This window comes from Vibrio algarum, assembly GCF_028204155.1.
In the GTDB taxonomy this organism is placed as follows: Bacteria; Pseudomonadota; Gammaproteobacteria; order Enterobacterales; family Vibrionaceae; genus Vibrio; species Vibrio algarum.
The window spans coordinates 2,988,357-3,011,034 of record NZ_JAQLOI010000001.1 but is presented as its reverse complement, the minus strand read 5'-3'; the positions used below and the strand labels follow the sequence as shown (position 1 = coordinate 3,011,034).

Here is a 22,678-nt window from a genome sequence, read left to right as displayed (position 1 = left end):
ACTACGAGCGATAGCTCAGTCTTAGTTACCAATTAGCGCAGGAATACCAGGTAATTGACCTACAATTGCAAGTGAACCAACGCAGATAATAAATGCAACACCAGGGATTAAGTATTTGTCTTTAGCTGAAAGTGTTTTAGCGCGTTCGTGATCACCAATTAGTCCCATATTATCAAGCAACATTGTTGCTGCCCATCCAAATACTGGGTTTACAAAGGCACAAGCGAAGATACAAATACCAGCACTTAATGAATCTTTGTGTTTGTGTATCATTTGCATACCAGCTTCAAGCAATGGAAGGAAAACACCCACAATAAGTGCAACACGCAATACAGGTTCCCACATTGCTAGATCCATTGGATAACCAATCACAGCAGCAAGAATACACATAATACCTGTCAGTAATGCACCACCAGGAATAGGGCGTTTTGCAATCGCTGCTGGGATCATATAAGTACCCCAAGAAGATGCTAAGTTACCACCACCTAGTAGAGTACCAACACCTTGGCGGATTGAAGCAACAGTCATAGTGTCATCAACATCCATTAATACGCCTTTTGCTTCTTTCGGGTAGTTTAGCTCTTGAAAAACACGGTGACCAAGATAGTCAGGTGACCACATTGCAACCGCTAAAATTGCAAAAGGGGTTACTGCAATGAAATGTTCTAGGTTTGGCCAACCTAATTGCCAACCTGTTGTTTCACCCCACCAATAGAATGGGCTGAAATGAGGCAATCCAGGTGCTGTTGTAAAGGCAAATTCTGCACCCAACGCATAGGCTACAATACCAGCGATTAAAGAACACAGTGGAATGGCTAACCAGCGCTTGTTTATTTTTGCTAGATAAGCGTAAACCAAAACAGTAATACCAATGACCGCAAATGAGATGTACCCTTGATCGGTACTTGCTGCCCAGGCTTCAGTTTTATTAATTTGACCAATGAGCCCTACTGCACCTAAATAGATAAGTAGTCCCCCTCGAACTCCAACACCTGTTAATGTCATGAGCTTTGAGCCACCTTTGGTATAGGCGAGCGTTAAACCAAATAAACAAACCATTATCCCCAATGCTAATGGATGCCCACCTGCGGAAGCTATGAGTGGTATGAGTGGAATCATTGGCCCATGCGTACCAGCCAGGTTAGCGTTCGGGTTTAAAATAGCGGAGAACAAAATTACAAACAGAGCACCAGCAATAAGTAATTCGTAGCGAACGTTTTCTGCAACAAACTCAGGCGAAAGACCAAACTGTGCTGCAAATACCGCAACCATTGCGGTTACCATCACGACTTTACCAATGGTTGCGGCAAGTGCTGGTACAAAATCTTCTATTTCAATGCTGTAGTCACGTGAAGGTAAGTAGATCCCCCAACGCTTAAAATTCATGATTTTAAGATCATGGTTTAGAAACTCTTCTCGACTTTCAAATTCTTGCGCTTTTTTGCGCATATCTCTATAAAACTTCTTATCTTTGTCAGACATATAGTTATTCCTATAAGGATTTCGAGTTTTACCATAGCCAGTCACGTTCCACTTGCGCGTGGTATACTGATCTTCAACCAGTACTAGACGACATCCCAGACGCTACCATGCTTCTTTATATGGTTAGTAATAAAGAGGGAAAATGACGGTTGGTATTTCTCATTGATAAATTGCTGAGAGAAAACCTCTCAGATTGAGTGAAAATCACTTAATCGGGCTGAGTGTATGAAATTCATTCGGCAATATTATTGATTTAGGTTAATTTATCAAAAATAGTTGGGGTGTAATGTGGATGTTTGAACAGACTTGCCACTTAGCGCACACTTTTTTGATTCATTTATCAATAATCCTGTTGAGATAAATATAGTTAATGAAAATTACCGAGCACGCTGATCGTACCGAATACCTCTTTGGTGTCCGTGGCGAAGACATTCATAAGTGGATTGATGAATTTTTTGACCATGATGGAACTGAACATTCGTTGAGAATGGCCAGAAATATGGATTATGATCCCTACGATCATCGTCGTTTCCGTCATTGTAAAGAAGCCCTTTCTGAAGCGATTCAAGAGTTTGGCGATAAATACACCAATCAGCAGATCAAAGATGTGTTTGAAACCCATTTGCGAGATGATTACGAAGGTTACTTACCTACTCGTGCGGATTTTGAAAACGGTACTTTTACCGCAAGGTTTCATGAAGCCACTCACGGGCAAGAACTTAGTGAAGTTTTAGATGCGAACGAGTTAGCCGACTATTTTGATGGGTTACCCTCTTCGCAGCAGGAGAATCAAAGTACCCTAGCGAGTTTCAGCCTTCGAATTGTATTGCCAACCGTAGCGGCTATTGTTCTGTTTGTTACCAACATCATTTACGTCATTGTTCCGCTAGTGGAAGATTCAATGCTGTCGCAAAAACGCCAGATGCTTAAAGAGTTGACATCAACGGCCGTCAGTATTGTTGATAGTTATGTCGCATTAGAGCAGCGAGGTCTTCTAGAAAGAGAGGATGCTCAGTCTCAAGCGGCGACAGATATTAAAGCAATGCGCTATGGTACCGAAAACAAAGACTACTTCTTTATAACCGATATGCAGCCAAAAATGGTGATGCACCCTTATCGAAATGAGTTAAAAGGGCAAGATTTAACGCACTACACCGATAGTGAAAATACGGCCGGTTTTCCTGTGTTTGTTGAGATAGTAAAAATGGTCAATGCTCAGCAACATGGATTTATCGAGTATCAGTGGCAGTGGAAGGATGATCCGAGCATTACTGCACCTAAAATGACTTATGTTGAAGGGGTCGAAGAATGGGACTGGATCATAGGGACTGGTGTCTATTTTGAAGATGTTCAACAAGGAATCGATCGTCTTGAAAGTACGTTATACCGCGTGTTCTTTGTGATAACCATTGGGCTTGCTGTCATCATGGGGTACGTAATTACTCAATCTAAAGTGATTGAAAATCGAAAAAAACGGGCTGAAAAAGCGCTGCATGAGGCGAAAAATAGATATAGAGCTTTGGTGGAGTCGTCAAATGAAGGTTACATATTGACCGCCGATGGCAAAGTCATCTTTTCCAATAGTCGGCTCCATCAGCTGCTTGGTTATACTGACTCTGAGTTGAAATCCCAATCGATTTGGAAAAATCTTTTTTCAGACAGCCCACAAAATACAGAAGTGTTACGTCATCTATTATCGCTTTTTAATCATGACTGTGAACCTGGGGAGTTTGAGGCTCAGCTTCAATCAAAAGGGGGAAAGCAGGTTGATATAATATTGAGTACATCCAGAATATTTTTGTCAGAGAAGCTTGGTCATGTCATCACATTCCGCCCCATTGTGCGTAAGATTTATGGTGGTCGATTTGGCCCGATGAATCACATAACTAATTATCAAAAAATTAGCAGTAATATCGTGGTTGAGATAGAGAATGGCGGCAGTCATGGTCAAGTCGTAGAGTCACTTAATCGACTTCCAGATCTTATACGAGATATGATAGAAACAGGTACTCGACCTGATTATTTACGCCGTCTTATTGGCAGCACTTACGATGCCGCAATCTGTCGATTTATCGAGCTGACTATCAATGATATTGGAGAGCCGCCGGTGCCGTTTTCTTTTATATCGTTTGGCAGTAATGCACGTCATGATATGACACTCTTCTCCGATCAAGATAATGCCATCGTGTTTGAAACCCCTGCGGACGCAGACCTAAAGTCAATTCGGCGTTACTTTTTGCATTTAGCAGAAAAGGTATGTGCCATGCTTAATCAGGCAGGTTATAGCTATTGTGATGGGTTAATTATGGCGTCTAATCATCAATGGTGCCTAAGTCAGAAAGAGTGGGAAGAAAACTTTAGTGTTTGGATTGAACAAGCTTCACCCGAGTCGATCTTGGAGCTCAATGTGTTTTTCGATATTCGTTCTACTTATGGTCATGCTGACTTGGTTGATGGTATTCAGTCGTACATTCAAAAACTACTCCATATACACCCCGATTTTTTGCCTACTTATGCGCAAAACTGCTTGTCATATGAGATACCTTTAAATACTTCAGATGAAATAAAGACAGAAGATTATGATGGTAGGGCATCACTGAATTTAAAAGCAGCTTTAAGGCCAATGGAGATTTTTTGTCGAATCTATGCCCTTAAACATGATATCAGAGAAAGCAATACCATGGCCCGATTGAAAGGGTTGTTAGCGCAAGGAGAGATCGACGCGCTTACATTTCGTGAAATGGTTTATATTTTTGACCATATTTGGCAACTGCGATTTATCAATCAGATCATCGAATATACAGATTTGCGTAAAGTGAATGATGCTCTGGCACTTAGTGACATAACGGAACTAGAGCAGAAAAACTTAAAAAATGTGCTGAGTCATATTTCGTTATTCCACGATAAAGTCACGCGAGATTTTCTTTGATATTGTTAGTGAATAAAGAGAAGCGAAAAACGATAATCTGTACAACATCGGACAAAGAAAAGCGGGTAACTTCGTTGTGGAGCCTTTTTAGTGCATTCTCGGGTACGTTGTAGTGAATGTGTAATTCGGTGTGTCACATATTGAGCGCACTGGTACATAGCGGCAACGCACCGTATAATCGTTGGCTCATCAATGACAAGGTAATGAAATGAAAATTTGTGGTGTTGAAATTAGTGGTAATGACGCGATTGTAAGCCTGCTATCACTGTCCGATGGGGTGTTTACGATTCCTGATTGCCGAGTGGCTAAGGTATCTATAGGCGATGCAAACGACACTCAAAAAATGAAAGACTTTCAGTTTTCGTTCGCTAAATTAATGGAAGATTATCAGATCGATAGTGTAGTAATTCGTCAACGCCAGACAAAAGGTAAATTTGCTGGCGGTGCGGTCGGCTTTAAATTGGAAGCAGCTATTCAACTGATTGATGGCCTTTCAGTCGAGGTAATTACCGCTAGTGACATTAAAGAGCGCTTAAAACGAAATCCACTTGCGGTACCGTTTAAAGAAACAGGTCTAAAGAAATACCAAGAACCTGCATTTCTTGTGGCCTATGCGTGCATAATGGATTCTAACGGGTAATAGTTACTATCTGAGATTCAATGTCTTTATTAAAGGGACATTCGCCTCTATGGTGATGTCCTTTTAGACCAACTTTCTGACCTAAGCACTTAAAAAGTCCTACCTGTATCACTTCCTAAAAAATTAATGACGTCGCCAGAAAATAATTTGATTTTATAGAGTACTCAGTCTATGTCACTGAGGATATTTATGTGACTAAAAGCATAGATAAGTGAAGATAAAATGTACTTATAGATTAGATAGTTGTTCGGTTTTCTCGTGTAATTTTTTGTAAATAGAGTTGATAAGCATCGAGTCTGCGTTGATGATGTTTATCATATTTAAGTTTGAGCCAAGTTTATATCATTCATTATAAGGGATGCAGAAAATGTCTGATTGGAAGCAAAGTTTGCAGAAAACACGTTATGCGATGGATTGCCTGCTATTGATAAGCTTTATGCTTGTTTCCGCGCCACAGTCAACAGGTATACCATTGCACGAATGGTTTAGCCTGCTCTTCGTTGTCCCCTTTGCCATTCATATCCTGTTGCACTGGGATTGGATTAAATCAAGTTACCGCAGAGTATTGTCGAAGGCCTCAAAGAAAGAAAAATTTGGTATTGTTTGGGCTTATTTGCTTTATCTCGTTATGTTGCTTGTATTTGTTAGTGGCTTTTTGGTTTCAGTCGCCTTGCTACCCGCTTTTAATATTGATATTCATATTCAGGATTTCTGGTCCAAAATTCACCACGACTCGGCTACATTTATCATGCCAATGCTTGGTATTCACCTAGCGCTTTATTGGAGCTGGATTGTCAAACTTACTCAGCGTATGAGAGAGAAGAGGGTATCATCATGAAGTATCTTCAGTATCAGTGGAAATCCCGTCTAGCAGTCGTGTTGGCCGTTTCAGTTGTTATTAGCGTGGGAATGGTTATGTTAGATATGACAGACTGGGCAACCCAAATCAATCAGCAGGGGTATTCTCACGGTGAAGGTGATGGACCGGATGTACCTTCTGCATTAATGTACATCCTACCCTTCGTAAAAGAGATCGTTTTAATTGGCGTCCCCATGTCGATATCACTATTGCTGATGAGAATTTTTGGTCGTAAAAAACGGTCTTCGAAAGTGCGTAGATAGCACTCACTCGTTTTGAGGGTAAATTTGCGCGTGAACGCAATACTTTGAAGACCACGAAAACCCTACCCAAAAAGGAACTGCTCTCCCCCGTCTACACCTAATTAAATGATTGTCATTAGTGTCCATTGTTTTGGTCAATCAATCTAAGATATTTCACACACGTATTGCTCCTATGTATCCACCAGCATAGGAGTCCGTTATGCCCGCCTCAACTGTCCAATTAATTTCGCTTGCCAGTAATCTGACACCAGATAATCAAGCTGCTCGTTCAATTAAATCACCTAAAAGCTAGCATGTAGAGCGTCGTTTCTTGCTATCAAGAACTCTGAGATTAAGTTGTTTCAATCTCGCTATACCGTCACCTCTATTTTGACCTATTGTGTTAAATGCTCTTTCGCTGCACATTTTAACTGTATAATTTTTGAAATTGTATCCATCATCGGTACGTAGTAAAAAATTAAAATTGACAAGGCAGAAGGTAGATCAACTTAACCAGAGTCAAACTATTTGTATTTTAGTGATTTAAAGCGTTCAGTTCCCTCATTTTGAGAACGAAGTTCGTTACATACTATCGAAGTAACTCCCATAATCACTGATTAAATCGCGGGTTTTTCTAAGCCGAAAGCGTTCTTTTTCGGCTATGGCATCGGTTATTCTGTCGATTCGAAACAGTCTAGGGGCCTCTCTCAAATTATCCCACCCTAAAAGATACCAAGCAGGCCAATTGAGCAATATAAACTGCGGCTCAATGCGTCTTTGGGTTTCGACTGCTTTGTCTGAGGTGTAACTAATGAAGAGTTTTTGTTGTTGTATAAATGCTTGGCTAACCTCGTTTAAAAAAGGATGGCGAGTATTTGTTACCGTTCTTGCGACTGCTTCAGAAGCAATTGGGCCAACTAGTACGCGTTGGCGTAATAGGTTGATACGCTTTCTCTGTTCATCATTTAAAAAGAAGGTGAGTTTATTTTTCACACTTGAAATGTTGTCGCCCAGTATAGGGCAGCTTAGTGACTCGGTTAGTGCCAGAGCCATTAAGGTATTTAAGATCTCTTCATCACTTAAAAAGAACCTAGGAGAGCGAACCTTACCTCTCAATTCTACACCGCCTCCCGTACCGCGTTCAGCTTCGATATCGTAACCTTGCTGACGCAGTAAGTTAATATCTCGAGAGATACTTCTAACAGAGATACCAAGTGAGTTAGCGAGCTCTTTCGTTGTCGACAAATTCTTGTTTTCTAACAGAGCAATAAGATTATCAAGCCTTTCCTGCCTGTTTCGAAAGTCGCGCATTATTAATATGCCATTTAACGTCTTATTTACAGGTAGCATAGCATTTCACTTCTGATTGAGACAGAGAAGCGCACTGACTCTGAAGATCAAACGTTACTTAGCCAACTAAACGGAACGTTTAAATAAAGGAAAATAGAAATGAAAACACTTACGACAAGTACAATCGCTGCAGTTTTGGCCTCTTCTATTAGCTCCGCATCGACATTTGAAATTGTAAATACCCAGTTTGTAGAGGGTGTTAGTTATCAAGAACAACAAGAGGCGATGGAAAGCTTGAATTCGGTAGTAAAGCATTTCGATGGCTTCCAGAGTAGGAGTTATTTTTATAGCGAAGAGCTTAATCGCTGGACGGATATTATCGTGTGGGAAAATGCTGATCTTGCTCAATCTGCAACCGTAAAAGCAATGGAAAACCCAGAAGCTCTTGAGGTGTTTTCAAAAATGGACTCGGAAAATACGATATTTTCGCACTATCAATCCATAGGCTACATTGAGGCGGAATTGACGTCACAATGATAGGGTCGTAGCAAGTATAAAAATCGTAATTTGCTTATATTTGATGTTATTTGTTTCTGGTAATTGAACCTTTAAGACTAACTTGTAAGTTACCCTATGATAGATAAAAAATTAAAAAACTAATTCAGGAGTGATATTAATGCCTCATTCAGAAACAAGCTGCCTTTGTGGTGCTGTCAAAATCGTAACCGAAGATGTTGATCCCAAGTTCACCGTTTGCCACTGCCAATCATGTAGAACATGGGGTGGTGGCCCATTCTTTGCTGTGAAATGCGGTTCAAAAGTAAAAATTGAGGGCGACGCCTATGTCAAAATGTATAAATCGTCATCTTGGGCGTCGAGAGGATTTTGCACTGAATGTGGGACTCATCTCTTTTATAAACTTAAAGCAACCGGAGAATACAACATGCCAGTAGGTTTATTTCCAAACTTAGATGGATTGGAAATGAATATGCAATATTTTAGTGATATGAGGCCGTCTTATTATTGTTTTTCAAATGAAACAAAAGAGATGACAACTGCCGAGATAATGGCCTTTTTTGCTGATAAAATGTAACGCCTTAGAGGTTATAATACACTAACTTGTTGATTTTCGTTATTGTAGGCATATCTAAAGACGTCTTGAGACGTCTTTAGATATTGAGCTGGCGTAAGTTGATTTTGTGAATTATATTATTGTTTTAATTGAAATAACTTCGATTTTATTTTACTTGGTGTACCCATTCGTTATTGCTACCTCTTTTTTCTCACAGTTAAGTACTTTTCTTTAGAATCTCACCATCACGGGATATGTTTTTAAAACAACTTTTAAGTTGTTATTGGGCGCATTTACAACGTAAAAGTTGTTATTTGGCTTATATACAACTAATATATTGTTTATGGAGTCTGGTACAACTGATGGATTGTTTGGTGGAATAGTGAAAAGCTTAGAAGAAATTGCGTTGCTGCTCACTGAGCAGCGTAGAAAGCTCGGTATCGAGCAAAAAGACATGTACATGCGGATTGGAATGAAGCAGCAACAATATCAGCGTATTGAAGCGGGCAGTGATGTGAAGCTATCGACCTTGCTTAGAGTATTAGAAGGGCTCGATTTAGAATTCTCGATCACACCAAAAGAAATCAAAGCGCGTTCTACTCCTTTAGAGAGTGCTTCTCGAGGTCAGAGCGAAGCACCTAAAAGCAATCAGTTGCAAGATGATGTTGATGATCTTGGCTTTTGGTTCGGATCTGAGGACAGTTCATGAGTAAGCAAATAGAGAATGTTGAAGGTCTTAGTATTCAATTGCATGGTATCGATGTTGCGGTTGTTGCACATTATGCTGGTGGCAAAAACATTCTCTCCTTTAATCCTGCCTTTGCAGCCATGCCAGATTACGAGCGGCCTGTTTTTACGTTGAGGCAATTACTTGACCCTACCTATTTGAGTAAACCGCAGATTAGAACCGATAAGGTTCCCCCAGTCCTGTCTAACCTGTTACCTGAAGGGGCATTAAGAGAACTGACAGCCAAAGCGCTTCGGTGCCACACCAACAATGAGTTTTCAATCCTTGCTTATTTGGGCTCTAACTTGCCGGGAGCCGTCATTGCCAAGCCGATAAAAGCGGGTAATGTTCCAGCTTGGGCGTTGGAGCAGCGTTTGTCGACCGAGCCTCAGCAGATAGATGTTAAGCATGCCGATACCAAGTTCTCATTGGCTGGTGTACAGATGAAATTTTCATCGTCTCATGTGGATGGCCGTTACCACATCGATAAGGAAATCTCTGAGGACATGTGGATTATTAAAACACCTTCGACTGTTCATAAAGGTGTGCCTGTCAATGAGTATACCTGCATGAAGTTGGCTGAAGTTGCTGGGGCTGATATTCCGGAAATACGCTTGATCGAACTTAGTGAGCTGGAAGGGTTGCCAAGTATCAGATTGCCGGATGAACAGTACGCCTATGGCATCAAGCGATTTGATCGTAGTAGCTCTGGTCGTATTCATACCGAGGACTTTGCACAGGTCTTTGGCCTCTATCCTTCAGACAAGTATCAAAAAATCAATTATGAGCAACTTGGTAACGTGCTCTATCGAACAAGCGCAGAGCGATTGAAGGACATTCAACAAATGGCAAGAAGGTTGCTCATTAATATCTTGCTTGGCAATGGTGACGCCCACTTGAAAAACTGGACGCTTATCTATGGCGATAAGAAATCTCCACGTTTGTCCCCAGTTTATGACGTGGTGTTTACCGCACCATATATCGATCTTGACAGTCTCGCTCTTAACATAGCAGGTACTAAGCAGTGGTTTGAAATCACCATGCAGCACTTCCAAGTGTGGGCAGAGAAAGCGGGTGCACCTTGGGTAGCTATCAAGCCGCACCTTCTGGATGTAATGGAAGTGGCGAGAACTCAGTGGTTAGAACAACTACAAGAACTGCCAATGCTTGATGCTCACAAAGCTGATCTCATTCAGCACTGGAAACAGTTGAATACGGACTTTCAGGTTCTATAGACAGCAGCACAGAGTCAGGTATGAGCACTTAGGGTCAAATAGCGCATGTTTTAGTACCTACGTTCAGTACAAAACGGCTAAAACTAAATGTGTAAATAAAAAAGGACGATAACTCAATGAGTTATCGCCCTTTCCAATGCATTGGTGGAGCTGGCGTCATCTGAATTTACGTGTTAACTATATGATTTTTAAGGCTTGGCTGTTCTCTTGGTTTTGTTCTTGGTACCTACCTTGGTACTAAAATGATTTACTACAATAGTTTTCTAATAGTGTTAACCTCCTCAATATTTCGGGGGTTTTAGTACTTTCGAATACTTCGTCAAGAAAACTTTCAGTTCCAATAAATATGATTTTGACTAATTACTGCAAGGCAACTTCTAATTCAGGAATCCCCTGTTCTATAAGTGGAACTTCTTTGTACAGATAGCTATGCATCTTACCTTCGTTGTTTATTTCTCTAGTGGTTAACTTAATATTATCTTCGTTGAAAGTTATAACTGAATAAGAGTTCTTCATTGATTCAGTTCTTCTGCTACTTTTCACACCGCAACTTCCTGAAGAAACTATGGATATAGGGTTTATAGCCTTAGTCTCACTTAAATATTGAAATCGTTTATATTGTGTGACCCTTGAGCAATGTTGATGGCCATGTAGAGCAATACACACGCCGACTTCACTTGCTTTGTCTAATAATTGGATAGCATCTAGGGTTAGAGAAATACCTTTTTCATTCAGAAGGTCCACTTGAGTAACCGGAAGTAAATGATGATGCAAAGCCATTAATGAGTATGTCTTCCTTTTCTCTTTTGCGTTTTTCAGCTTATCTAAAATTGATATACCAGCTTTGCCTACATAGCCATATTCGGTCCATTTACTTTCAGCTGCTACTCTACAGGAATTCAGTATACATATATTGACGTTTACATCTTTCAAGTGGAGTGTTTTTAGATAATCTAGTGGCTCTGTTTTGCCTCGACCAGTAAGATCTTCTATAAATTCTCTAACATACCTCTCATGCTCTTGCGTCGTTTGAAGTTCTACATTTATTTCATTTATCTCTCTTTCATCATTTTCATGATATCGAACTACATCATGATTGCCGGGAGCAATAAATATGTTCTCTTTATCAACCTTTATTGATTCGTATATGATTTGTAATTCAGTAATTATTGATTTGATCGATTCGAGCTGCCAATCTCCCTGAGTGGTTATGTCTCCGGTGATTATTATTCCTTCTATATCGTCCAATAACCCAATCGATTCTAAATCTTCAATCAGTACATCAGATAAACTTTTTTCCATATCCCGCTCTTTTTATTTGATAAATCGAAAGCATGGTCTTTACCAAAATGTATATCGGATATATGTAGAATAGAAGATTTTTTTGTTGTTATTTGTAACTGCTTATCGGATTCATCGTGTATAGAGTCTTTTACATTTACTCGTAATTGTTCAAAGGTTTTCTGGCCAATTATTGTCTCAAATTCTTTACTGTATGGGACTTCTTGTATACGATTTAATACAAACCAACCTGCAACCTTGTCACAATTTTCTCTATAATACTCAGGGACTAGGTTAATCGTTGGTTTTTCTTTTTCTGATAAAAATGATTTCGAATACTCAGCTAAGTACAATTTTTCTTCACTAGTATCAATGATGTAGGCACTGCCTGGTTGCTCTCCAAATAAATGGGATTGAGAAATTTCGGTATCTTTTTTCCACCAGCCCCAATAAACATTATCATGTAGATTAATTAATTTTTGATGTTCTGAAATAGTATCGACATCAGTTCTAGCATTTCTAAAACGCAATATTATTCGTGGTGCTGCCATTTTTTTACTTTCTCTGGACAATTATAAGGAATAGACCAAGACTTGAAGAAATCTTTAAAGAAGTCATAGTCACAGTTTAGAGATACTATTTCATTCAAGTTTCTCATGCCCAAGTATACTTCGAGCATTATGATAAGTTTTTCTGAACCAATTAATTTTGAAGCGTTATTATTAGAACTCCAGAATCCTATGTCCTCTCTTCCTAAAGCTCTTTTACTGATATGAGGCCATATCCATCCATAACTCCCATCAATTTCACCTAAAATTGGCTCGCTGTTCTCTTTGTCATTTCGAATGGCTAACTGTAGATGGTCAATTGTATATCGCTGCCAAGAATTACAACGATTCAATTTTGGTGCTAATTCTACATCTTGAAAAGGTTTTATAGTGAGAAGCCCGCCATGAAACCATCTCTTTTCCTCTGAAAACTCAGAGTTGAATTTTTTAGAGATAGTTTCATAAGGCGGCTGGTCATATGACATACACTCTTCTTCGATCGTAAAATTGGCCCAACTTCTTAGCCAACTAAAGATTTGCTCTCTTTCATTACTCGCTGTTGGTCGGGTGCTTTCAGGCCAAATTGTTGTATATATTAAACCACCAGGAGTTAAGCATTTATTTGCCCAACTTATCCACCTGATAATATCCTTCGGATACCAAGGTGCATCTATAACAATAGAGTCAAAACGCTTTTCGATAGGGAGGGCTATGCCTATATCTAAATTTACTTGAAACGGCATATTTTCAATAAATTGGCGATCAATAAGAGTGAAATTCCTTTCTTCTTCTATTAATTTATAGGCAAGGGAAGGAGTTCCAAGTAGAAGAGCACTTTTGCTATTATCTAAAGTGCGGAGTAACTTGTCAGTTGATTCTTGGGTGAATCGCCAATCATAATCGAGAGGGTGAGGGTCAGGTCTTTTCTTTTTCAGGGATAAATCACTCATCAATTAGCTACGTAGATGTGTTGTTGGTAAGAAGGTTACAAGAATAATTTTTCACTTTCAATGATTTACAACATTATGTTAGGGGGTTATCAAAGTGGCATACAAATTTGATATTTATAGAAAGCGTGTAACTGATGTTTTCGGATATTAAGTAACTCTTGAACTTAATACTTGTAAACACAATATAGCTACTAGCTATCCAATTATTTCAAATGGGATACATTTCTTACTATTTGTATAGATCCCATATACCGTTTATAACGGGTTGTTTATTCCAGCCAACTTTTTTGTTTGCAGCTCTACCTACAACACTGGAAGTACGTTCTTGAGCCCAAGGGTTTACCGCTAGAATAGGCTTACCGTAGTTAGTGGATCCGCTAATTTCTTTTTTTATCCATTTGCTATAGTTAGCATACATCCCCATAGGAATTACGATTACGTGGCTCATGGCTATTTGTTTGAAAATGGCGCTTTCGAGTTGTTTATCGTTACTTGCGTTGTGAATAGGGTTATTCTTAGGGACGGAAAAGTCTCTAAAATCTAGAGATGCTTGCCCAACGTTCCAACGGTTTTTAAAAATCCAGTCGGCTAGAGTTTCATAGTGCCCTGAGTGTGCCCATGCGTGGCTAATAAATACATGTATTTGTTTAGTACTCATCCAAATTCCTTCGAAATTCAACTATCGTTTTTTCTTTCTACTAATAGCTCGTTTTCTATCTCTTTTACCCACTCTACATCTTCACCACGTTTAATTCTTGCTTGGTAGATAAAGCTGATATTCTTTGCAGTCGTTTTCGGTTCCCAGCTTTCTCTCACTTCTGCAAGACAATCCCCTAGTAATATTTGAGCCGAATCTCGTTCTCTTCCTAATACTGCTAGTTCCAGTAAAGTGGCATAATCCCAATAGTCAGGTTGTTTACTCTTCAATCTTTGTTCTACGGCGAATTTAACAATAGGTAGTAGTCCCGCTTGTCTTGGGTCTACGGTTTCCATCATTTCCATAAGCGTTATTGCGTTTATACCGGGGTATGCATCTCGCCAATCAGCTTCGAAACCTTGTACATAAGTGTTTATAGCTTTTCTTAAATATCCATCAGAAACGATTTTGGAAGACTGGGAATGCTTTGCCCACAGGTCCTTATATACTCGACCAAGAATGCCATTTGTTTCGCTACTTGGGCCATACTGAGAAATCAACTCTGTAAGAACTTTTTCAGCGTCATTGTGTATACCAAGTCGATTTAAAGCAAAACCCAGTTGCTCTCTAACCATAATCATATTAGATAGGGGGGCAGGCAGTTTTTCAGTAAAATCAATCATACACTGCCATGCTTCAACAGCTCTGTATGAAAGTAGGAGATCAATCAATATAGCTGGTGGGGTATCATGAATTTGTAGGTCTGACTCCATGTTGAATAAACTTTTTACCCCCTGGCTACGACATGATGCAACTAGCCTTTTTGCTTCTTCTTCGTATTCAACCGCATCTCTAAATGTATCGGTTTTTAGTCTATCAATTTCTATACGTGGCATGTCATGTATAAGCTGGTAGACAGGGCTGTCATCAACAGAGTTTCTATTTTCAGTGAGCATTTCGGTTAACGCTACTTTATAGGCCTCTATTTCAATAGGTTTCCCTTGTTCATCAAGTTTATAGGGAAGGCCTCTTAAAGAAGAAACATCGAAAGGAAGTCGACTGTCTTCACTGAAAATGAGCGATGTGCTATGAGGTCGGGTTCCATGTCGAACGCCTAATTCATAAAAAACATTGGCATTGGCTGTTGTTAGATCTGCGATAGCGTATTCGCACATCATAAGCCGTTCGAACATTGCTTTGTGAATAATGCCACCAGATTTTTCTTCATCAGCACGAATTGGGGTTAGGCTAGCGTCATCAATAGCTGGCTTAATTATCAACTCATATACCGAGTCAAAATCTATTATACGACCGTTTGTATCTGGCTTTTTGCCAAATGGCATTAGAACAAAGCAATAAGGCTTCATGTTTATTTCCTATCTATTTTCTGCAGCTTCTTGGACAGCTTTTGATATGGCGTCATGATTCCATTTTACGACGGAGCTTACATTATCAGAGATATGTTTAGGTATATTGGTTGGTGGAGCATCACCTTTGTGTACAGCAATAACGCCTTTACCAAGTTCTCTACTTTTTTCTACTTCCCATTTTACCCATCGGCTATCCATACTTTTTTCAGAGAGGTATATCATTGTTACAGAAGCTTGTTCAATTTTCTCTGTTATTTTTCTACGGATATAAGGTGCATCTTCGCTATCAAAAGCCTTTTTCACTGAATAGTCAGAAAACTCTAAGTTGTTGTTATCATTCTTTGCTTGTCCTCGAAGTAGATTAACTTCATCCATGTCTTGGTGTGAAAAGCTAATAAAAACGTTTCTAGTGGGTTCTTCAGTTGCTTTCTTTATAAGCTCTTTAGCCCTTCTTTCTAAGATTTCTTTATTAACTTGAGAAAAGCCATAACCACCACCGCCACCCATAAAACCTCCTTAATAAACAAATTCCTTGCAAGAAATACATTTACCACAAGGAGTTTCATCTCCCTTATGGCACGAATAGTACGTTTGTATACCTTTCTTTTTTGCTAGCGTCACAACATCTTTTTTGTAAAACTCGCGCAATGGAGTAAGTATCTTTATTCTCTTCCCTAAGCATTTATTTATAGTGTTTTCAGCTGAGATAAGAAAATCATCCGTTTGATCTGGGAATATTGCTGTATCTTCTCTCAATAGTCCCATCGCAACTGTGTCACATCCATTCTGGATAGCAAACGAAGATGCAGATAGTAAAAGAAGTAAGTTTCTACCGGGAAGAAAGGCATCATCTACTATGTGTTTTTCCGAAGTCGTCAATCCGGATGTGATTAGATTGCCGTAGCCTGATATATCTAACTTATTGGGGACAGCAATTCCTATTTTATTCGCGTGGAGGCGAGCGGAGTTATATTCTCGTTCATAGTTCAACTGACCGTAATTTACAAAGAATGCTATTTGGTTAACACCAGATTCTTTAATCAGTTGAGCCATCAAACAAGAATCTAGACCACCTGATAATAGAGAAACGACACTCATGCCTTAACCTCCTTTCCTAAGTTTCTTATAACAAACCATATAGCTTGATCTACGATTGATGCTGAATACTCAAATTTTTTAATTAATTGATGGAAGTTAGATTCGATATTTTCATATGTATCAACACAATTTAATTTCTGTTTTGGAAGTGATTTCCCTTGGGAGGTTTCAATATACTTGATGATATGGCGATCGATGACAGCTATATTTTCAGTGTATCCAATGTTTCTTAAAAAGTGGCTGCTTTGTTTGGGGCCGAGTCCAGAACACGAATCGATTAGTTTTCGACGAATTACATTTACATTCAGGTTTCTGTTTAGAAGAGTATTAATTGAGCCAAAATCATTTCGAATGCATAAAAGAGACTTGGTTATATTGCTTGCACCTCGTTGAGGATAGCGATACTTGCTATACGTCTTGCCTGTTATTTTGTTGGTGATTGAAGAGCTAAGAATAGCGTTTACTTCGACGTATATTTGCTCATAATCTAATCGACTACAATGTACAGAATCGCAACTGTTAATAGCCGATGCATAGGACACAGCAACTTCGTATCTTACACCACTACCAAGAATGCAGACGAATAGTTCACATATTATGTCATTCGTTGACATAGTAGACCAATGCTTCATTTCGACTAGATCATTAATGTCAGCACATAGTTTACTTACAACCATATCAATCTGATAAAGCTTCATGAGGTTCTCTTAGTGTTGTGTCGTCAATTGTTAATATGTCAATTAGTTTGTCATAGCATTTATTTGAAAAATACAGATTTATAAGCTCTTTCATAGATTCGTACGTGTTACAGTTTCTTATTATTTTCATCCAATTCTCATAAAACTCTAGGTTATGCAAATAACATCGAGTATGAAAATCTAGCGACGATTCATTTCCCCATTTGCTTTGGTGCATATATAGGTCCAAATGTAATGAATGATGAAGCGTTCCAGTATCGTAATCGACAACTGTCTGGCACCAATCCAATCCGTCAAAACTATCAGCCCCCGCAAAGCTATAAGCAAGTAAGGATAATGGATTTCCTGTACCTAATATATGAATGGGTTGATATTCTGTTAACTCATTTAATGTAGAACGCAATTTTTTTATATTTCTTGTAATTTCAATCAGTCCCTCTCCCAATTCTCTTTCAGGGATAGCTATTACACCCGGTGTTAAGGATGACGATAGCTTCAAACATTTTTCACGATATTCATTGATAGATTTACAATGAAGAATCGGTGATATTGAATTTTTTCTCAGTTGCGATTCAGTTTCTTGTATTGAGTTAATTATTTGGGTTGCATCAGCATTAGAGTTGAAGCAATAGCTATCAAGATCAAAGGCTTGTGAAAATGCATTGTTTCTCAATGTTTCGATATACTTTTGTTTCGACCAATTGTCGTTATGACCCCATACCATTTCATAAACACCGGAATCGTATATGATAATCTGTTCTTGGAAATTAGCTTGCTTCAAAGCTTTAACTAACCTTTGGTCAGAGCTGTGCTTATTTATATCCAATGCAGATACTAAAAATTGAGGATGGTTAACTGTAACAAGTAGCTCAATATGGTCAACAACTGACCACCTGTTTTTCGCTACACTAGATACTGAAGGAAAGAAAACTGGAGACGGAATACCTCCTAAAACACAGCCATTAGCCAACATAGTCGAACCCAACTCTTAATTTTGATATGAAACTCTATCAGTATCCAGTGTAAAAATGTGTTATAAGCACGACAGTTTACAAAAGAAGGTTAGAAGAAATTTACTCTTGTTTTTTTACTTCTTCGCTCTTTGTGTTATCTGCCCACTGTATGTGTTCCTTTGAAAGGATATCTTCAATTCTTTGAACAAAGAAATCTAATGCATTAACTGTATTGTAAGGGTTTGATTTTGTTAAGAATCGGTACTTCTCTCGTTTTAACATCTCACACGTACCACGGTATGAAATCCAGTTTTCTTGGTAATTACTTAACGAAGAAATACCAGCACATACCGCGATTACAATGCCGAATAGGCCAACTAAAACGTTACTATGTGTGAAAAATTCATCAAAACCAGAAATAAAGGGAATAATAGCGGCACAGATTATTTCTGTTATACGTAGAAGTTTATGATAGTTTTGATTACTGATACTCTTTCTATCGTACCAATCAATTTGCTTGTTAACCCTTTGATTTAAATAATCTTCTTCGTTCATTTCTTCCCTTCGTTTTTTCGTTTTATTTAATGGTTGTTAATCTTAAATGTGGATAGTCCTTTGAGATTTTAGTTTAGGACATTGCCTTACGTAAGTTTTCTTCCGAAAACTTGTATACCCAAATAGCTCCACTTTTAAGTAAAGGAGTTGGAGACTTATGTGTTCTTTGCTCCTTCACTGCGATTATTGTTTTGTTTAGTTTCTTCGCTTGTTCAATTTCCCAACTTACCCACTTTCTACGGTGAGTGTCTTCACCTATGAACACAATAAAGTAATCTGCTTTTTGTATCTGTGAGCGCATCTTCTGTTTCAAATAAGCTTCATTCTCGCTTCTGATTCTTGTGTCAGTAGAATAATCCTCAATATTGAGCTTGAATTTTTTGCTCTTAGCCCAAGCTAAAATCAGGTTTTTGTAATGAGAATCGCCTTTAGAATAGTAACTAATGAACACTTTCTTCTTTCTTCCGTTAACGATACAAACGCCAACAGCGATAGCAGTAGAAAGGCCGACAAAAAGTGGTAGAGGCATGAAATTAATCTAAAATGAGTTTGTGATTATTATATAGTCGTAAGACGATATAATGATTGATTTATTTGTAATTTTCGGGATATATAGATAGTTTCTTTTCTTTACAAGAGTAACTGTCCAATTCGTTGTAACATCTAGTCTCTATTCCAAATACTCTCACTGAGCCTTCAATCTTCTTAGCTAGATATAGATCTAAATGAGAATCCGAGATTAGTTCTCTTCTTTCAGCTAACCTTCTTGGCAATGACCATCTGTCTCAAAAAAGTGGAACAGTTTTGTCCATTAGTTTTTGAGCTTCACAAAATGCAGCTTTTGTCCCATCTTTACACCTATAGCTTACGAAGTCATAAGGAAGTGAGTTTATTGAGTTTGCCCAGTTAATAAAGATTTCTGGGTTATAAATCTATTTTACGCTTTGAAATGCTTGTTCAATATTTGTATTGATTGCTAAAGGTTTAACAATTTTACCATTCTTTAACTGAATCATTATTTTTTTCAGAACATAACTTGCATCAACTAAGTGAAACCAAGTTGAGTCTAGTCCTGCAGCAAATCTGATACATTCTTTTTCTGCGTTCAGATAAGTTTCTATGCAATTAACCGTGATTTTTGCGTCGATAGAAGGAGGAAGGTTGCCACAAGGTGAGCTTAACTGGCTTACCAGCCAAATCACATCGTTAGGTTTGATTTCATTAACTGGCCATCGAACGGATCGGGTTACGTGAAAAACTGGTTTGCTAAATCCATCATCGTAATGTTGTAGTTCAGCGTACCATTTAGAATTAACCTGAGTTGGAAAACGGGAGATTACTTTTCTTTTTACATAGTGAATGTAATGGTTTCTTTCCATCTGAAATTTTTATTTAAAAGCGTACATTAAGTATAACTGTAGTAGCTTCAAGTCGAAGGTGCATGTTTTTTAGTAATAAGATAGCAGGTGCTCGACCAGCTATCTTATTTAACTTATTTTCGGCTTAAAAACCCGTTAGCTGCGGTTATTAATAACTCTAAATCATTTTTCAGTCGTAGCAGATACTAAAGACGTCATTTTATGAAAAGTTCGAGTGTTTATGGCCGTTTTCTATTTAGACATCATCACCTAAATAATCATCATTATTTGGATTATGGGCATCAGCCCAGTCATCCATATCTGCGTCATTATTTGGATTGTTGATATCTGACCACACATCCAGTTCGTCTTGAGACATATCACTTGAATTCGGCATATTATTTCTTCCCTTGTTGGTTAGGGTTTAATTGCTTGCCACGATTACCTTGATTCTGGTCATGTTGACGGTTGGTCCCGCTGGTTCCCTTGTTTGAGTTAGGGATATTCGCCGCATTGTTTGCAGGTGTTATTTTCTTAGCCATGTTCTGATTTCCTTGTTTAGTAACTAGCCTTTCGAATTTGTTTAATGGTTCGCTCAAATCCTTGCCTAGTTGTTATCACTTTAGGGTGTAGTCCATCAGAATCGTCTTGCCAGACAAATCGGATTCCTCTTCCTAGCTTGAACCTTATAAGGTTTGGATAGGAGCGAATTTTCCTACCCCTAAGCTACGACATGAAGCTCCCGATTTAAGCGATTTATCAATATTGAAAGCACGCTCAATCTGACATAAAGGAAGATGAGATTGGAATGTATCAATGAGTTGTTTAGTCGATGTCATTCTTGCTCTCCCTGATGAACTGGAAACAAGAATGATTGAGTGCGCTGCACTCGCAACAACTAATTTAATAAATTATCCAATAAACTATCGAACGATTTAGCTTCGTTATAGCGAGTGTGAATCAAAGAGCGATAGCGGTCGAGAGTTGGGGATGAACAATCGATATTGAGCGAGGCATTATAGGCGAGTTCAAGTTCGTCATTAAAAAAGTGTAGCATCATGGTCTGACCTTGGGAAAGTACGGCACTTTGTGCAATAAGAGCCTGTGTAACGCTCGTCATGCCTGACAAAGATAGTTGAGGCAGTTCAGTGAATGGGTTTGGTAAGACAATTTTATCTAATGCTTTATTAGAATTCATGCACTCAATTAAGTGGGGGACTTGATCATTTTGTAGCTCTATCCCAAGAATGTTTTGCCTTTCATTGAGTACTATCTCAATTATATCGGCGGCTTGTTTTCTTTTTTCGACGCTGGAGAAAATCGCTTTAACTCTTTTAGTATCAAGAAAAAAGCTTGAAGAACAATGACATTATGAAATTTGATGAGGCTATCTTTATGGATATAGATATCTTTTCGGTTTGCCTTACCTGAATTTGGTTGGGGCTTTTCTATTGTATTAAGAAACTTTGGACCTACTTGTCCATCTCTGCTTCGGACATAAGAGTAGATTAGCGACCTAAACGACTCATAGTCTGACAATCGAATTTGAAAGAGCTTCCAAACCGCATCGGGTGTTGAAATATAATCGTTAGATACCACAGGATAATCTCAGTAGTTTCTTTTCTGAAGGTGGATTGTTGTCGGAGGCGTATGACGCAATAAACTCAGCACGTTTATACCAATCAGAGCGACAGCCATATTCGGATTTCGCGTACTGTTCAATGACACCTAAGCAGTAGCCAGCCCTTAAACTTTCGGATAGCGACGTCGTTTGAGCTGCCAGTAGTTTTTTTTCGTTTTTCGACGAGTAGATATCCATTAGTTCTCCGCAACTGACAGAGAGCGATAACGACTTTGCCGAGGAAAGGCTTGGTAGTAAGCACAGAGTAAAAACAACAAGAAAGGATTTAGGACTTAACATTTAAACACCTGATGAGTTTTGTGATGAAGTTGAAGAATGGATATCTTCTTTTTTTGCTTCTGAAGGCTCGGATGTACTTGCCCCCTGCACCTCTGTTCGAAGGCTTTTACTGGGAACTGAGATATAAAGACATACAAGAGCTAAAACGAAGGCGAGTAGTTGTAAATAGTTCTTATTACTTTGAATAAAATAGGCAAGGCGATCTGTTTCATTTTTTAAATCAAGAAAAGCAAAACTCAAACCTATTAGAATACAAACAAGGCTAAATTTGCCATACCAAACTATTGGGGTCGTCAATTGTCTCAACCATCCAAATGATGTCGCTTCACAATATATTAGATACCTTCGAAACAAGATAAATGCAAAAAATAAAAATGCTATTTCTATATTGGATAGATCGGATAGCCCTTCTTGATATTCTTCTATGGATTCTATGACAAATTTAATCGAAAAAGCGCCTAACCCAAGTAATAGAAGATAACTTAGACTTTCTAATACAAACACCACAAAACGCCCGAAAGCCCAATCGAGCTCAGTGAAAAAGTGTTTTAATGAAAAGGTTTGCTTATTTAATTCTGTATCGGCAGGACGTCCTGTCGTAGCCTTTGGGTCTTCCATGCTTTTAGCTCACTGAAAAATAAGAACTATATTCTACCAGTCTTATATAAATAATTACTATGAGAGGTGTCGGGTTTTTGTCGTGTAAATCATGTATTGCATACAAAAACATCAACATTTACAGACTATTATTGCTCCATATCTCCCTTAACCGTAGAATCAGAAGTAATACCAAACCGTACTAATCCGTACGAGTTTGTACCTTATCTACATAG

At 38.6% G+C, this 22,678-nt stretch carries 28 protein-coding genes; 8 read left to right on the top strand and 20 right to left on the bottom strand.

Going from position 1 to position 22,678, the window contains the following annotated elements:
- Positions 1–21: 21 nt before the first annotated feature.
- Entirely contained in the window at positions 22–1,482 is a 1,461-nt protein-coding gene (locus PGX00_RS14055; protein WP_272137484.1) for a DUF3360 family protein, read from the bottom strand.
- 370 nt (positions 1,483–1,852) lie between these two features.
- Here PGX00_RS14055 and PGX00_RS14050 point away from each other — a divergent pair, with 370 nt between their 5' ends.
- From PGX00_RS14050 to PGX00_RS14035, 4 genes are all read left to right on the top strand, one after another.
- On the top strand, positions 1,853–4,411 hold the full coding sequence (locus tag PGX00_RS14050; protein ID WP_272137483.1) for a DUF294 nucleotidyltransferase-like domain-containing protein: 2,559 nt from the start codon (positions 1,853–1,855) through the stop codon (positions 4,409–4,411).
- A gap of 208 nt (positions 4,412–4,619) precedes the next feature.
- Entirely contained in the window at positions 4,620–5,051 is a 432-nt protein-coding gene (locus PGX00_RS14045; protein WP_272137480.1) for a DUF3010 family protein, read from the top strand.
- Positions 5,052–5,418: 367 nt separating this feature from the next.
- Positions 5,419–5,889, top strand: a complete 471-nt coding sequence (locus tag PGX00_RS14040) for a DUF4405 domain-containing protein (RefSeq protein ID WP_272137478.1) — start codon at positions 5,419–5,421, stop codon at positions 5,887–5,889.
- On the top strand, positions 5,886–6,173 hold the full coding sequence (locus PGX00_RS14035; RefSeq protein WP_272137476.1) for a hypothetical protein: 288 nt from the start codon (positions 5,886–5,888) through the stop codon (positions 6,171–6,173). The genes PGX00_RS14040 and PGX00_RS14035 overlap by 4 nt, the downstream gene beginning before the upstream one ends.
- A 561-nt stretch (positions 6,174–6,734) precedes the next feature.
- Here the strand turns inward: PGX00_RS14035 and PGX00_RS14030 are convergent.
- Entirely contained in the window at positions 6,735–7,463 is a 729-nt protein-coding gene (locus PGX00_RS14030; protein ID WP_272137474.1) for a helix-turn-helix transcriptional regulator, read from the bottom strand.
- Between the two features lie 138 nt (positions 7,464–7,601).
- Here PGX00_RS14030 and PGX00_RS14025 point away from each other — a divergent pair, with 138 nt between their 5' ends.
- From PGX00_RS14025 to PGX00_RS14010, 4 genes are all read left to right on the top strand, one after another.
- Positions 7,602–7,979 (top strand): hypothetical protein, encoded by a 378-nt coding sequence (locus PGX00_RS14025; protein ID WP_272137472.1) that lies wholly within the window; start codon positions 7,602–7,604, stop codon positions 7,977–7,979.
- Between the two features lie 139 nt (positions 7,980–8,118).
- Positions 8,119–8,535, top strand: coding sequence for a GFA family protein (locus PGX00_RS14020; RefSeq protein WP_272137470.1), 417 nt, complete (start codon positions 8,119–8,121; stop codon positions 8,533–8,535).
- Positions 8,536–8,857: 322 nt separating this feature from the next.
- Complete coding sequence (locus PGX00_RS14015; RefSeq protein ID WP_272137468.1) at positions 8,858–9,223, top strand: helix-turn-helix domain-containing protein; 366 nt, start codon at positions 8,858–8,860, stop codon at positions 9,221–9,223.
- Positions 9,220–10,476, top strand: coding sequence for a type II toxin-antitoxin system HipA family toxin (locus tag PGX00_RS14010; RefSeq protein ID WP_272137467.1), 1,257 nt, complete (start codon positions 9,220–9,222; stop codon positions 10,474–10,476). The genes PGX00_RS14015 and PGX00_RS14010 overlap by 4 nt, the downstream gene beginning before the upstream one ends.
- Before the next feature lie 360 nt (positions 10,477–10,836).
- On the opposite strand, the gene PGX00_RS14005 is transcribed toward PGX00_RS14010, so the two are convergent.
- The 18 genes from PGX00_RS14005 to PGX00_RS13920 all read right to left on the bottom strand — a co-directional run bounded on the left by PGX00_RS14005 (position 10,837) and on the right by PGX00_RS13920 (position 22,463).
- On the bottom strand, positions 10,837–11,778 hold the full coding sequence (locus PGX00_RS14005; RefSeq protein WP_272137465.1) for a metallophosphoesterase family protein: 942 nt from the start codon (positions 11,776–11,778) through the stop codon (positions 10,837–10,839).
- Entirely contained in the window at positions 11,751–12,308 is a 558-nt protein-coding gene (locus PGX00_RS14000; protein WP_272137462.1) for a hypothetical protein, read from the bottom strand. The genes PGX00_RS14005 and PGX00_RS14000 overlap by 28 nt, the downstream gene beginning before the upstream one ends.
- Complete coding sequence (locus PGX00_RS13995) at positions 12,290–13,255, bottom strand: hypothetical protein (RefSeq protein ID WP_272137460.1); 966 nt, start codon at positions 13,253–13,255, stop codon at positions 12,290–12,292. Before PGX00_RS13995 ends, PGX00_RS14000 begins: the two co-directional genes overlap by 19 nt.
- Positions 13,256–13,484: 229 nt before the next feature.
- Positions 13,485–13,913: a TIR domain-containing protein gene (locus PGX00_RS13990; protein WP_272137458.1), complete on the bottom strand. Its 429-nt coding sequence runs from the start codon at positions 13,911–13,913 to the stop codon at positions 13,485–13,487.
- A gap of 17 nt (positions 13,914–13,930) precedes the next feature.
- Complete coding sequence (locus PGX00_RS13985; RefSeq protein ID WP_272137456.1) at positions 13,931–15,259, bottom strand: TRAFs-binding domain-containing protein; 1,329 nt, start codon at positions 15,257–15,259, stop codon at positions 13,931–13,933.
- 9 nt (positions 15,260–15,268) lie between these two features.
- A complete protein-coding gene (locus PGX00_RS13980; RefSeq protein ID WP_272137454.1) occupies positions 15,269–15,769 on the bottom strand; it encodes a TIR domain-containing protein in 501 nt (166 codons plus the stop codon).
- A gap of 9 nt (positions 15,770–15,778) precedes the next feature.
- On the bottom strand, positions 15,779–16,360 hold the full coding sequence (locus tag PGX00_RS13975) for a 7-cyano-7-deazaguanine synthase (protein WP_272137452.1): 582 nt from the start codon (positions 16,358–16,360) through the stop codon (positions 15,779–15,781).
- The gene (locus tag PGX00_RS13970; protein ID WP_272137450.1) at positions 16,357–17,058 is read right to left on the bottom strand and encodes an 8-oxoguanine DNA glycosylase; all 702 of its coding nucleotides are present in this window, start codon (positions 17,056–17,058) and stop codon (positions 16,357–16,359) included. Before PGX00_RS13970 ends, PGX00_RS13975 begins: the two co-directional genes overlap by 4 nt.
- Positions 17,039–18,031 (bottom strand): hypothetical protein, encoded by a 993-nt coding sequence (locus PGX00_RS13965; protein WP_272137448.1) that lies wholly within the window; start codon positions 18,029–18,031, stop codon positions 17,039–17,041. Before PGX00_RS13965 ends, PGX00_RS13970 begins: the two co-directional genes overlap by 20 nt.
- A 100-nt stretch (positions 18,032–18,131) precedes the next feature.
- Complete coding sequence (locus PGX00_RS13960) at positions 18,132–18,566, bottom strand: DUF4231 domain-containing protein (protein WP_272137446.1); 435 nt, start codon at positions 18,564–18,566, stop codon at positions 18,132–18,134.
- 73 nt (positions 18,567–18,639) lie between these two features.
- On the bottom strand, positions 18,640–19,095 hold the full coding sequence (locus PGX00_RS13955) for a TIR domain-containing protein (RefSeq protein WP_272137444.1): 456 nt from the start codon (positions 19,093–19,095) through the stop codon (positions 18,640–18,642).
- Positions 19,096–19,498: 403 nt separating this feature from the next.
- Positions 19,499–19,945 (bottom strand): hypothetical protein, encoded by a 447-nt coding sequence (locus PGX00_RS13950; protein WP_272137442.1) that lies wholly within the window; start codon positions 19,943–19,945, stop codon positions 19,499–19,501.
- A gap of 235 nt (positions 19,946–20,180) precedes the next feature.
- Positions 20,181–20,321, bottom strand: a complete 141-nt coding sequence (locus PGX00_RS13945) for a hypothetical protein (RefSeq protein ID WP_272137440.1) — start codon at positions 20,319–20,321, stop codon at positions 20,181–20,183.
- Between the two features lies 1 nt (position 20,322).
- Positions 20,323–20,466: a hypothetical protein gene (locus tag PGX00_RS13940; RefSeq protein WP_189337924.1), complete on the bottom strand. Its 144-nt coding sequence runs from the start codon at positions 20,464–20,466 to the stop codon at positions 20,323–20,325.
- 144 nt (positions 20,467–20,610) lie between these two features.
- A complete protein-coding gene (locus PGX00_RS13935) occupies positions 20,611–20,763 on the bottom strand; it encodes a hypothetical protein (protein ID WP_272137436.1) in 153 nt (50 codons plus the stop codon).
- A gap of 59 nt (positions 20,764–20,822) precedes the next feature.
- The gene (locus PGX00_RS13930; RefSeq protein ID WP_272137434.1) at positions 20,823–21,122 is read right to left on the bottom strand and encodes a hypothetical protein; all 300 of its coding nucleotides are present in this window, start codon (positions 21,120–21,122) and stop codon (positions 20,823–20,825) included.
- 390 nt (positions 21,123–21,512) lie between these two features.
- The gene (locus PGX00_RS13925) at positions 21,513–21,845 is read right to left on the bottom strand and encodes a hypothetical protein (RefSeq protein ID WP_272137433.1); all 333 of its coding nucleotides are present in this window, start codon (positions 21,843–21,845) and stop codon (positions 21,513–21,515) included.
- Entirely contained in the window at positions 21,846–22,463 is a 618-nt protein-coding gene (locus tag PGX00_RS13920; protein ID WP_272137431.1) for a hypothetical protein, read from the bottom strand.
- Between the last annotated feature and the right edge of the window lie 215 nt (positions 22,464–22,678).

Excerpts from the sequence above, each read along its gene's own strand:
- PGX00_RS13955 (WP_272137444.1), bottom strand. The coding sequence starts at position 19,095 with ATGCCTCTACCACTTTTTGTCGGCCTTTCTACTGCTATCGCTGTTGGC.
- PGX00_RS14050 (WP_272137483.1), top strand. The coding sequence starts at position 1,853 with ATGAAAATTACCGAGCACGCTGATCGTACCGAATACCTCTTTGGTGTC.
- PGX00_RS13990 (WP_272137458.1), bottom strand. The coding sequence starts at position 13,913 with ATGAGTACTAAACAAATACATGTATTTATTAGCCACGCATGGGCACAC.
- PGX00_RS13940 (WP_189337924.1), bottom strand. The coding sequence starts at position 20,466 with ATGGCTAAGAAAATAACACCTGCAAACAATGCGGCGAATATCCCTAAC.
- PGX00_RS14035 (WP_272137476.1), top strand. The coding sequence starts at position 5,886 with ATGAAGTATCTTCAGTATCAGTGGAAATCCCGTCTAGCAGTCGTGTTG.
- PGX00_RS13965 (WP_272137448.1), bottom strand. The coding sequence starts at position 18,031 with ATGTTGGCTAATGGCTGTGTTTTAGGAGGTATTCCGTCTCCAGTTTTC.
- PGX00_RS13945 (WP_272137440.1), bottom strand. The coding sequence starts at position 20,321 with ATGCCGAATTCAAGTGATATGTCTCAAGACGAACTGGATGTGTGGTCA.
- PGX00_RS13995 (WP_272137460.1), bottom strand. The coding sequence starts at position 13,255 with ATGAGTGATTTATCCCTGAAAAAGAAAAGACCTGACCCTCACCCTCTC.
- PGX00_RS13970 (WP_272137450.1), bottom strand. The coding sequence starts at position 17,058 with ATGAAGCTTTATCAGATTGATATGGTTGTAAGTAAACTATGTGCTGAC.
- PGX00_RS14015 (WP_272137468.1), top strand. The coding sequence starts at position 8,858 with ATGGAGTCTGGTACAACTGATGGATTGTTTGGTGGAATAGTGAAAAGC.
- PGX00_RS14005 (WP_272137465.1), bottom strand. The coding sequence starts at position 11,778 with ATGGAAAAAAGTTTATCTGATGTACTGATTGAAGATTTAGAATCGATT.
- PGX00_RS14030 (WP_272137474.1), bottom strand. The coding sequence starts at position 7,463 with ATGCGCGACTTTCGAAACAGGCAGGAAAGGCTTGATAATCTTATTGCT.
- PGX00_RS14040 (WP_272137478.1), top strand. The coding sequence starts at position 5,419 with ATGTCTGATTGGAAGCAAAGTTTGCAGAAAACACGTTATGCGATGGAT.
- PGX00_RS13985 (WP_272137456.1), bottom strand. The coding sequence starts at position 15,259 with ATGAAGCCTTATTGCTTTGTTCTAATGCCATTTGGCAAAAAGCCAGAT.
- PGX00_RS14025 (WP_272137472.1), top strand. The coding sequence starts at position 7,602 with ATGAAAACACTTACGACAAGTACAATCGCTGCAGTTTTGGCCTCTTCT.
- PGX00_RS13960 (WP_272137446.1), bottom strand. The coding sequence starts at position 18,566 with ATGAACGAAGAAGATTATTTAAATCAAAGGGTTAACAAGCAAATTGAT.
- PGX00_RS13980 (WP_272137454.1), bottom strand. The coding sequence starts at position 15,769 with ATGGGTGGCGGTGGTGGTTATGGCTTTTCTCAAGTTAATAAAGAAATC.
- PGX00_RS14045 (WP_272137480.1), top strand. The coding sequence starts at position 4,620 with ATGAAAATTTGTGGTGTTGAAATTAGTGGTAATGACGCGATTGTAAGC.
- PGX00_RS14020 (WP_272137470.1), top strand. The coding sequence starts at position 8,119 with ATGCCTCATTCAGAAACAAGCTGCCTTTGTGGTGCTGTCAAAATCGTA.
- PGX00_RS14010 (WP_272137467.1), top strand. The coding sequence starts at position 9,220 with ATGAGTAAGCAAATAGAGAATGTTGAAGGTCTTAGTATTCAATTGCAT.
- PGX00_RS13950 (WP_272137442.1), bottom strand. The coding sequence starts at position 19,945 with ATGGAAAGAAACCATTACATTCACTATGTAAAAAGAAAAGTAATCTCC.
- PGX00_RS13930 (WP_272137434.1), bottom strand. The coding sequence starts at position 21,122 with ATGAATTCTAATAAAGCATTAGATAAAATTGTCTTACCAAACCCATTC.
- PGX00_RS13920 (WP_272137431.1), bottom strand. The coding sequence starts at position 22,463 with ATGGAAGACCCAAAGGCTACGACAGGACGTCCTGCCGATACAGAATTA.
- PGX00_RS14055 (WP_272137484.1), bottom strand. The coding sequence starts at position 1,482 with ATGTCTGACAAAGATAAGAAGTTTTATAGAGATATGCGCAAAAAAGCG.
- PGX00_RS13925 (WP_272137433.1), bottom strand. The coding sequence starts at position 21,845 with ATGTTAAGTCCTAAATCCTTTCTTGTTGTTTTTACTCTGTGCTTACTA.
- PGX00_RS13975 (WP_272137452.1), bottom strand. The coding sequence starts at position 16,360 with ATGAGTGTCGTTTCTCTATTATCAGGTGGTCTAGATTCTTGTTTGATG.
- PGX00_RS14000 (WP_272137462.1), bottom strand. The coding sequence starts at position 12,308 with ATGGCAGCACCACGAATAATATTGCGTTTTAGAAATGCTAGAACTGAT.
- PGX00_RS13935 (WP_272137436.1), bottom strand. The coding sequence starts at position 20,763 with ATGACATCGACTAAACAACTCATTGATACATTCCAATCTCATCTTCCT.